The organism is Psychroflexus curvus, from assembly GCF_020164585.1.
GTDB lineage: Bacteria > Bacteroidota > Bacteroidia > Flavobacteriales > Flavobacteriaceae > Psychroflexus > Psychroflexus curvus.
In genome coordinates this window covers 95,097-104,563 of the sequence record NZ_JAIQZF010000009.1, presented here as the reverse complement: position 1 = coordinate 104,563, position 9,467 = coordinate 95,097, and the positions used below count along the sequence as shown (strand labels likewise).

10 protein-coding genes are annotated in these 9,467 nt (G+C 37.1%); 4 read left to right on the top strand and 6 right to left on the bottom strand.

The window, feature by feature from the left end; genetic code table 11:
- Nucleotides 1-206: 206 nt before the first annotated feature.
- The 3 genes from LB450_RS13070 to LB450_RS13060 form a co-directional block, all read right to left on the bottom strand.
- Nucleotides 207-1,109 carry a geranylgeranylglycerol-phosphate geranylgeranyltransferase gene (locus LB450_RS13070; RefSeq protein WP_224489681.1) on the bottom strand — a complete coding sequence of 301 codons (903 nt, stop codon included), beginning with the start codon at nt 1,107-1,109 and terminating at the stop codon, nt 207-209.
- Nucleotides 1,110-1,123: 14 nt separating this feature from the next.
- On the bottom strand, nt 1,124-2,062 hold the full coding sequence (locus LB450_RS13065) for a mevalonate kinase family protein (RefSeq protein WP_224489680.1): 939 nt from the start codon (nt 2,060-2,062) through the stop codon (nt 1,124-1,126).
- 156 nt (nt 2,063-2,218) lie between these two features.
- On the bottom strand, nt 2,219-3,286 hold the full coding sequence (locus LB450_RS13060) for a diphosphomevalonate/mevalonate 3,5-bisphosphate decarboxylase family protein (protein WP_224489678.1): 1,068 nt from the start codon (nt 3,284-3,286) through the stop codon (nt 2,219-2,221).
- A 99-nt stretch (nt 3,287-3,385) separates the two neighbouring features.
- On the opposite strand from LB450_RS13060, the gene LB450_RS13055 reads away from it, so the two are divergent.
- Entirely contained in the window at nt 3,386-3,862 is a 477-nt protein-coding gene (locus LB450_RS13055; RefSeq protein WP_224489676.1) for a TspO/MBR family protein, read from the top strand.
- Nucleotides 3,863-3,865: 3 nt separating this feature from the next.
- Here the strand turns inward: LB450_RS13055 and LB450_RS13050 are convergent, their stop codons facing one another.
- Both LB450_RS13050 and LB450_RS13045 read right to left on the bottom strand, forming a co-directional pair.
- Entirely contained in the window at nt 3,866-4,657 is a 792-nt protein-coding gene (locus tag LB450_RS13050; protein ID WP_224489674.1) for an anti-sigma factor, read from the bottom strand.
- Nucleotide 4,658: 1 nt separating this feature from the next.
- The gene (locus LB450_RS13045) at nt 4,659-5,186 is read right to left on the bottom strand and encodes an RNA polymerase sigma factor (RefSeq protein WP_224489672.1); all 528 of its coding nucleotides are present in this window, start codon (nt 5,184-5,186) and stop codon (nt 4,659-4,661) included.
- 338 nt (nt 5,187-5,524) lie between these two features.
- On the opposite strand from LB450_RS13045, the gene LB450_RS13040 reads away from it, so the two are divergent.
- Genes LB450_RS13040 through LB450_RS13030 form a run of 3 tightly spaced genes read left to right on the top strand, consistent with a single transcriptional unit; the run spans nt 5,525 to nt 9,041 of the window.
- Nucleotides 5,525-6,214, top strand: a complete 690-nt coding sequence (locus LB450_RS13040) for a glycosyltransferase family 2 protein (RefSeq protein WP_224489670.1) — start codon at nt 5,525-5,527, stop codon at nt 6,212-6,214.
- Nucleotides 6,211-7,677, top strand: coding sequence for a cellulose synthase family protein (locus LB450_RS13035; RefSeq protein WP_224489669.1), 1,467 nt, complete (start codon nt 6,211-6,213; stop codon nt 7,675-7,677). Before LB450_RS13040 ends, LB450_RS13035 begins: the two co-directional genes overlap by 4 nt.
- Entirely contained in the window at nt 7,677-9,041 is a 1,365-nt protein-coding gene (locus LB450_RS13030; protein WP_224489667.1) for a glycosyltransferase ArnT-like protein, read from the top strand. The genes LB450_RS13035 and LB450_RS13030 overlap by 1 nt, the downstream gene beginning before the upstream one ends.
- On the opposite strand, the gene LB450_RS13025 is transcribed toward LB450_RS13030, so the two are convergent.
- On the bottom strand, nt 9,025-9,273 hold the full coding sequence (locus LB450_RS13025; protein ID WP_224489665.1) for a hypothetical protein: 249 nt from the start codon (nt 9,271-9,273) through the stop codon (nt 9,025-9,027). The two genes, LB450_RS13030 and LB450_RS13025, sit on opposite strands and share 17 nt — an antisense overlap.
- Nucleotides 9,274-9,467 lie beyond the last annotated feature (194 nt).

Sequence of the window (9,467 nt, the reverse complement as noted above, 5' to 3'; positions counted from 1 at the left end):
TCCAACTTATGATTGGACAAAAAAAAGACGAGACCGTAGCCCCGTCGCAGGATAGTCAGATAACTTCCTAAAGAATAAAAATATGAAAAAAACTTAAGATTGCTTGTGTTTTTACACAGTATCTCTAGGGAAGTTAGGTGGGGAACCATCCCTCCCCTTGAAGGTTCCGATCCCGATAAATATCGGATTATCGTATAGGTGGGGCTTCAAAACAACCTCTTAATAACCGCTTCAATATCGATTAACATGATACTGAACACACCAAGAACCAAAACAAATTTGAGGAGATTATGCAATAAGAGGTAGTGTATCCTTTGCTCTGAGCGCCAGAGTTGGAACAGAAAGATGATGAGTAAAACGACACATAGCAGAAAGTAATAATCCATATAGCCTGAGTCGAAGTAAAGAATCAGAATAAGCGCTGGAATAATGGTGGAAATAACCAGTACAGAGATGAGTCGCTTGGTGTATTTAACATTATACTTTACTGGAATAGTTGAATACTCTAAAGTAAAATCACCTTTTAGATTTTCAAGATCCTTAACGAGTTCTCTTATGAGAATAATGAAAAATAAAAACACGGCATGAACAAAAATCACAGACTCAAAATTCCCGTAGTAAACGAAAATGATAAAAAAAGGTAGGATAGCAACCAGACCTGCCGTAAGTGTCCCCAAAAAAGGATAACGTTTCAATTTGTGAGAATATAACCACAATATGAAAATGTAAAAAGAAAAGAAGAGTACAGCTTTAAAACTGACGTAACTGGCGATGATAACACTTAGAAAGTTGAGGGTGAAATACACACCGAGCTTGGTCTTTTGGCTAACGTAATTGTCCAGCAAGGTCTTTTGAGGCCTGTTGATCAAGTCTTTTTCGGAATCGTAGAAGTTATTGATGAGATAGCCCGAAGCAATCGCCAATGCTGTAGAGAGGACAATTAAAAAAAGATTGGTGTCTAAAACTACTTGCCGCACCGGCAAATGGTGAGCCATGATAAATATAGAAGCTAAATATTGAGCAATTACAATAACGAGAATATTGTAACCGCGAATGACGGAGAACAAACTCAAAAATTTGAGCCAAAGGCGTTTGTTCTCTCGAGACATGCTTTAGATTTTTTTTAAAACGTATAAACCACTTCCAACTTGTGATCTTTTAAAGCCTCCTTGGCTTTATCGAAATCCTGGGTAAAGCCTAAAATATAGCCTCCTCCTCCAGAGCCACAAAGCTTGAGGTAATAGTCGTTGGTTTCGATTCCTTTTCTCCACAATTCGTGAAACTGCTTAGGAATCATAGGTTTGAAATTATCTAAAACCACATTGGATAAATGCTTGATATTCCCGAAAAGCGTTTTGAAATCACCTTCCAGAAAGTTGTCAACGCAGGCATCTGTATGCTTTACGAACTTGTCTTTAATGATATTTCTAAAACCTTCCTGCTTCATATTGTCCATGAATATCTGAACCATAGGTGCTGTTTCTCCTACTATACCACTGTCTAGTAAAAAGACCGCCCCATTACCGTTTTGGGTTTGAGAAGGCAAACCAGCCGGCTCTATATTATCTTTGGAATTGATAAGGATGGGTAAGCTTAAATAACTGTTGAGCGGATCTAAGCCGGAAGATTTGCCATGGAAAAACGATTCCATTTTAGAAAAAATAGTCTTTAACTTGAGGAGTTTATCTTTTGACAAATTCTCCAAAACTGTAATTCTATCGAAGGCATACTTATCGTAAATCGCTGCTACCAAAGCACCACTACTTCCTACACCGTAACCTTGCGGGATGCTGCTATCGAAATACATACCTTCTTCAACATCTGAATTAAGAGATTCTAAATCGAAACGCACTGGAGTGCTTTTCTCCTTGTTGAGCTTTTCCAGGTATGAAGAAAATCGCTTTAATTCTGAATTGGATTTAACAGCTTTTTCATCTGGGTGTTCATCAACTTTCAAAGCTCCATTGTAGAAATTGTAAGGAATTGATAGACCCTTAGAATCTTTGATAATGCCGTATTCACCAAACAATAAGATCTTTGAATAAAATAGTGGTCCTTTCATAAGAGTTAATTTAGGATAAAATTAATCATTTGTGCAAATATTACTGATTATTAGGAGATAAACTATCTCTTTTAAGAAAAGATATCTATCCATCAAATTAATAATTTCAAATTTAAAGTATTTTGTTTACTATTTGTTCGAAAACTTAAAACAAAATTAAAATTGAATTTGATCGTGTATGACTTTTTCTCCTTGACAAAATTGAAGTAAGTGTTCGTCGATAAAGACTCTTATCCTTGTTTCTGAAGCTTCCGGGTATAACAAATGCACGTTGGCTCCGGCATCTAAAGTAAATCCGACCGGCACCTTTTCAGATGTTCTGAATTCCCAGATTTTATTGATGACTTCAAGTGTATTGGGTTTCATCAGGATAAAATAAGGCGAACTGGTCATCATCATGGCATGAAGAGACAAGGCTTCTGACTCCACTAATGCAAAAAACTCATCAAAGTTACCTGACGCTAAGATGGGTTTTAGTTTTGTGATGTTTTGATCTGCCTGTTGAAAGCGCTGTTCTGCAAAAGGATGACCGTGCATCAAATCATGTCCCACACTACTACTCACCTGCTTCTGACCTTCATCGATTAATAAAATAGAATCTCTAAAATTCCTGAAATTGTTGTGAACCTCATCACGATAATCGACGCCATAAAAACCTGAGCTGCCTTTTATGTCCTGGTGCTGTCCCCATACCACCAGTTTACCTCCGGTACTTCTACAGGCACTCCCCGACCCTAATCTTGCTAAAAAGGAAGCTTTTTGAGTCTGAAAAGCCTCGGTCATTTCTGGTTGTACTGATGCTTCCATAGCCACGAAGCATTTGGCCAAAGCTGCCATTCCACTGGCAGATGAAGCTATACCACTGCTATGCGGGAAGGTGTTTTTGGTATGAATTTCGAACTGAAAAGACTTCAAAAATGGAGTATAAACTTCTATGCGTTTTAAAAAGGTATCAATTTTAGATTTAAAAGAAGGCTTGGACTCCCCATCCAAAAACACTTCAAAATAAAACTGATCATCAGCTTCGATGCGTTTTTTAAGAATGACTTCGGTCTGCGTTTTGCATTTCTCAAGCGTGTAACTTATAGAGGTGTTTTTAGGCAGTTGCTCCCCGTATTTTCCCCAGTATTTCACCAGTGCAATATTGCTAGGGGCTTCAGAGGTGTAAATAGCGAGGTCTGGTAAAAGCTGCGGTGTTTTGTATATAAAATCTTTTGGATCCATTTTTTTTTGATTTTCAACAAATATAAGCAAAGCCAAATGTTCTCTTATAGATTGTAGATATTGAAAAATATTAATATTTTGCTTGACCGAAAAAAAGGTATGAAAAAGTCGAACATCTTAAAAATAAGTATAGCCATTGCGATTTGCCTTGGAATTGGATTTGTAGGATCCATGGCAACTCAAACAAGCGTTGACACTTGGTTCACAACCTTAGAGAAGCCGAGCTTCAATCCACCCAGCTGGCTCTTTGCCCCTGTCTGGACGCTGCTTTACATTCTGATGGGTGTTGCTGCGGGACTTGTGTGGAGCAGGGGTTTTCATCATGTTTGGGTAAAAACTGCTCTTTATCACTTTGGCTTTCAGCTTGTCCTTAACGCCTCCTGGTCGATTGCCTTTTTTGGCTATCAATCGCCTCTGTTAGCACTATTTATTATTATTGCACTTATCGTCCTGGTATGGATTACTTATAAATGGTTTAAAATCGTCAATAAGCTTGCTGCTTATTTATTGATACCTTACCTCATCTGGATCATTTTTGCTGCAGCGCTTAATTTTGAAATCTGGAGGCTTAATTGAATCTTATATGGTTCCTAACGCATACAACTGTTCCAGGTTTGGAGATTGGCTTCCTCCTGCGGGCTCCAACGTGATTCCAAAGCCTTCCGACCTGGGGATATCTTGTAGCCTGAAAATCTTATTATCAGGAGAACTGGCGTTCGCTAAAATCCCGATACTATTTGGCGTCAATGGCTCAAAGGTGAGTGACCAGGCCTGATAAACCATGCCTTCCGGTGCCTCAGGCAAACGGTTGATGTCTAAAATCAACTCATTGGCTTCATCATCATAAAAGGCGGCAACTGCAGCATTTGGGGCATTGAGGTCATTTCCTGGAAGAGTTAATTTACGCGTGTTTGGTTGAGCCATTTGCAGCAATAAGTCTTCCAGATGTTGTGCTTTTTGAGTTGAATTCGCCACTTGAATTTCTTTAGATTTCAGCTCTGTAGACACCACCTTTAGTTCTTCCTGAATATCCTGATTTAATTTCAACAACCACAGAATTCCTCCTAAAAGTAAAATCGCTGCAGCCCATCCGAAATAAGAATAGTTGGACGTGATGATTTTCACTTTAGGTTTGGACTGAGTGGCTCTCTGATTAATTTTCTGAAGTAGTTCTTTTTTCACAGAAGCACTCAATCCAGCCGAAGTGGCCTTTGAAAGTTTCAAAAGCGAAACTTCTATCGCGTTGACTTCTGCCTGAAGTTCAGGGTCTTTTGCAACGTCTGCTGCAACCTGAGCCTGTTCCTTCTCCGGAAGTGTTCCATACACATAAAGCTCGAGCAATCCAGATTCTATATAGTCTTTAGTCGTCATATTATTCTAAGGTTTCTTTTAGTGAATTTAAACAAGTTCTGTTTCTGGATTTAACCGTCCCTAAAGGAATTTCCAAAGTTTCTGAAGCTTCTTTCTGCGTATACCCTTTAAAAAACAGTAAATCGATCAACTTCACACACATGGGCTTCAGCTTATCCACAAACTTTCTTATACCATAGCCGTCGCTTATACTATCCAGATCTTTATCGTCTTTTATAAAAAACGAAAAATCATCAAAATCTGAATTTTTGCGTTTATTCTTATAGGCTTTTGATCTTACTTTATCAATAGCGGCATTTCTGGAAATATTCAAAAGCCAGGTAAAAAATCGACCTTTCTCACTGGAATAGGATTCAGATTTGTCCCAAACCTTTATAAATACATCCTGCAAGACTTCTTCCGCTATCTCAACATCATTCACTATCGTATTAATGATTCCGAAAATATTTTCAGAATACATGTCATAGATTTGAGAAAAAGCGACCTGATTTTTTTGCTTTAACTGTAAAATAAGTTCGTCTGGCTGCATTTGTAAATTTTTTCTAAATCTACTTATTTTAATCTATTTCGCAAATCTTGTTTAAAAAAGGGAATTGTGATTTTAAACACATCACAATTCCCAATCTATCAACAAAAAACAAACAAAACTTATACAAATAACTTATCTATAGTCATATACGCAAATAAGTCCCCTAAGGTTTACATTTCTTCTGAAATGAAATTCAAAAGAAAACGACTAGTAACAATCAATACCAATTCTACTTTGTAATGAGATTTAAAGAAAAAAGAGCGTTTATTTATCTGTTGAATTCAAGTCTTGGCATAAGGTCGAACTGGTATAAACTATAAAATGTATTTTCGCAAACTATGACCTACACCAGAGTTATTATACCCGCATTTAATGAAGAAGGCTCTATTGCCAAGGTCATCCATGACATACCTTCGCATATTTCTGAAGTTATTGTAGTGGATAATCAATCTACAGACGAAACCTTCAAACAGGCAGAGTCTGCAGGAGCAACGGTTCTTTACGAAGGAAAAATGGGATATGGACACGCCTGTTTAAAAGGGCTTTCCTATCTAAAAGAATTGAGAGAACCGACTGATATTGTTGTTTTTCTAGACGGTGACTACAGCGATTATCCTGAAGAAATGGACAAAATCATGGCTCCTATTATTCAAGATGACATCGACCTGGTGATTGGCGCCAGAGTCAAGTCAAAACGGGAGCCTGGTTCTATGACCTTTCCACAGATTTTCGGAAACTGGTTAGCTACCACCTTAATGCGTTTGTTTTTTAATTCAGGATTTACAGATCTTGGCCCATTTAGAGCCATAAAATATAAAAAGCTTTTAGCTTTGAAGATGGAAGATAAAACCTACGGCTGGACCGTTGAAATGCAACTGAAGGCCTTAAAACAAAAACTGACTTACACGGAAGTTGACATCAACTATAGAAATAGAATAGGCGAATCCAAAGTTTCTGGTACTGTAAAAGGATCGGTGATGGCTGGTGTTAAAATATTAGGTTGGATTTTTAAATACTCGTTTAAATGATTATTGATTATTTCATTATTGGACTTTATACTCTTGCACTTTTTGTCATACTGATTTACAGCCTGTTACAATTACAGCTTGTCCTGAATTATAAAAAAGCTAAGAAGCAGAAAACTAAAGTCGTTCAAAAACCAGCCGACTGGCCTAAAGTCACCGTTCAGCTCCCCTTATACAATGAAAAGTATGTCGTAAAGCGCTTGCTGAACAATATCTCCAGACTGGACTATCCTTCATCAAAACTGGAAATCCAAGTCTTAGATGACTCTACAGATTCTTCCAAAACTTATACAGAACAACTGACTCAGGACTTAATCGACAAAGGAGTTAATGCCCACTATATTCATAGAACCGATCGAAAAAACTTTAAAGCCGGAGCGCTTAAGGAAGGCTTAAAAATAGCTCAAGGTGAGTTTATCGCCGTTTTTGATGCTGACTTTTTACCTCAAACGGATTGGTTGAAAAAAACAATTCCTCACTTTAACCACCCTAATGTGGGCGTGGTTCAAACCCGCTGGGGGCATGTAAATAGAGATTACAGTGTGCTTACCAAGATTCAAGCTTTTGCTTTAGATTTTCATTTCCTTATTGAGCAAGTCGGAAGATCGCTTGGCGGACATTTCATCAACTTCAATGGAACGGCTGGAGTTTGGAGAAAAGCCTGTATTGAGGATGCCGGAAACTGGCAGGGGGACACCTTGACGGAGGATTTGGACTTAAGCTATAGAGCCCAGCTCAAAGGCTGGAAATTTACCTATCTCAAAGATGTGGTCACGCCAGCAGAACTCCCTGTTGTTTTGAGTGCGGCGAGATCTCAGCAATTTCGCTGGAACAAAGGAGCGGCAGAAAATTTCAGAAAAAATTTTAGCGCTGTTTTTCACAGCAAAGCACTGAGCCCTAAGTCAAAACTTCACAGTTTTTTTCACCTGCTTAATTCCAGTATGTTCCTTCTGATTTTGATGGTAGCTATACTTAGTATTCCCATTTTGTACATCAAATTCCAACAGGAATCCTGGGACCTTATTTTTTATATTCTAGCCGCGATGGGTGTCAGTACATTGATTTTCATCTATGGCTACTGGACGAGTTATAAGGACATCTATGGAAGTGGTTTTGTTTCCTTTTTAAAATTTATCGGCTTATTTATTACCTTTTTTTCCATAGCTATGGGATTGTCTGTCCATAATACCTTAGCTATTTTAGAAGGACATTTCAATAAAAAGTCCGCCTTTATTCGGACTCCAAAATTTGATATTTCCTCCAATACAGATACCTGGAAGGGAAAAACCTACATCAATAAAAAGCTTTCGGTTCTAAACGGAATTGAGATTTTGCTGTTTGGTTACTTTATATACGGGCTTTACAGTGCTTACTATACACAGGATTTCGGACTGGTTATTTTCCATTTGATGCTTGTGTTTGGCTTCGGGTTTATATCCTTTAAAACTTTATTTTCCAAAGCCTGATGAATTTTAAAACATGGCAGTTGTGGACCACATCAGCAAGTGTGCTTTTGCTATGCCTTATTTATTACTGTATAGGTTATGAACTGGAACGCTCCCAATTCTGGCTATTATTTTCTTTGTACACTTCAGCATTAGTACTTTCCGCTTATCTCTATAAAAGTGGTCTAAAACTCAAGTATTTAATTGGCTTAAGCTTTCTATTTAAGTTAATTTTTTTGTTTTCTATTCCAGAATTATCTCAGGATGTTTATCGGTTTATCTGGGATGGAATGTTGAATAATTTAGGATTAAATCCTTATCTGCATTTACCAGCAGAACTTATAAAGAGCGATTCAGTTAACCAGGAATCGCTTTCCCCATCGCTTTACGAAAACATGGGGAGCTTAAGTGCTACCAATTATTCTACCTACCCTCCAGTAGCCCAGTTGATGTATGCTTTAACTTATTCTATAGCTGGAAGCAATCTACTTTTGAATGTAGTCTTATTGAGACTCATACACCTGCTCGCAGAAGCAGGATTGGTGGTTTTTGGGCTGAAAATTTTGAAGAGAATGGAGCTACCCAAAACACAAATTCTCTTTTTTATTTTAAATCCACTGGTGATTTTAGAATCGACATTCAGTTTGCATTTTGAAGTTATAATGCTGTTTTTTCTTGCTCTGAGTTTGTACTATTTGTATTCTTCAAAGACCTGCATCTCTGCTCTAAGTTTAGCTGCAGCAGTAGCTTCTAAACTATTACCGCTGATGTTTTTGCCTCTACTGTTTCCTTTTCTAAATAAGAAATCAATCTATTTTAGTAGACGTCAAATCATCACCTATCTGAAATTCGTAACAGTAGTCATTTTAGGTTTAGCAGTAGCCTACAGCTTCTTCTGGGACTTCGAATTGGTTTCAAAAAATTTCAAAACCTTAGCGCTTTACTTTTCTTCTTTTGAATTCAATGCAAGTTTTTATTATGCTTTAAGGTGGATTGGTTATCAGTGGAATGGCTATAATATGATAGGGGTATTTGGAAAACTCTTATCTATAATTACTCTTATCATTATTCTTTATTTAAGCTTTAAGCAGAAAAGGATCAACTTTAAAACGCTCATGATATATATGCTTCTTGCATCAACAACTTATAATTTACTGTCTACCACAGTACACCCGTGGTATATTATGCTACCCCTGTTTATCAGTGTTTTTACAAAATACAAATACATGCTCTTATGGAGTTGGCTGGTGTTTTTGAGCTATTCAGCTTATAAAATTAAAGGTGTTGAGGAAAACCATTGGTTGGTAGGCTTGCAATATTTAGCAGTGATGACGCTACTTATATATGAGGTTATAAGAAGACAGAAGTTTATATACCGGAAGTAGGCTTCTTAGATAAGATAAAGTAGATGCCCAGCCCGAGACCTAAAAGCAAGATTACCCAAAGATGGTCATCTATAGGAGCTACATCATCTACGTTAGAATCACCACCACCAGGGGTGCCAGGTTGAGCTAAAACTGTAACAGTAGTCAGTATAAAAAATGCTAGAAAAATAATTTTTTTCAATTTCATAAAAGGACTCAAAATAGAGTTCATTTTGTAAACAAAATTAATCATTATAAAGGTTTATTTTCATTTTTCTTTAAAATATATCATGTACTGTCAAAAAAAAAGAAAAAATCATCGAGAATAAACCTAAACTAAATTTCAACTAAGCCAGTAATAACGATGTTTGTAACTACTATTTTCTAAACTTCCTTTTAGGGTAAACTGTAAAATTTATAATCTGTATTTAAAACAAACCATACCAA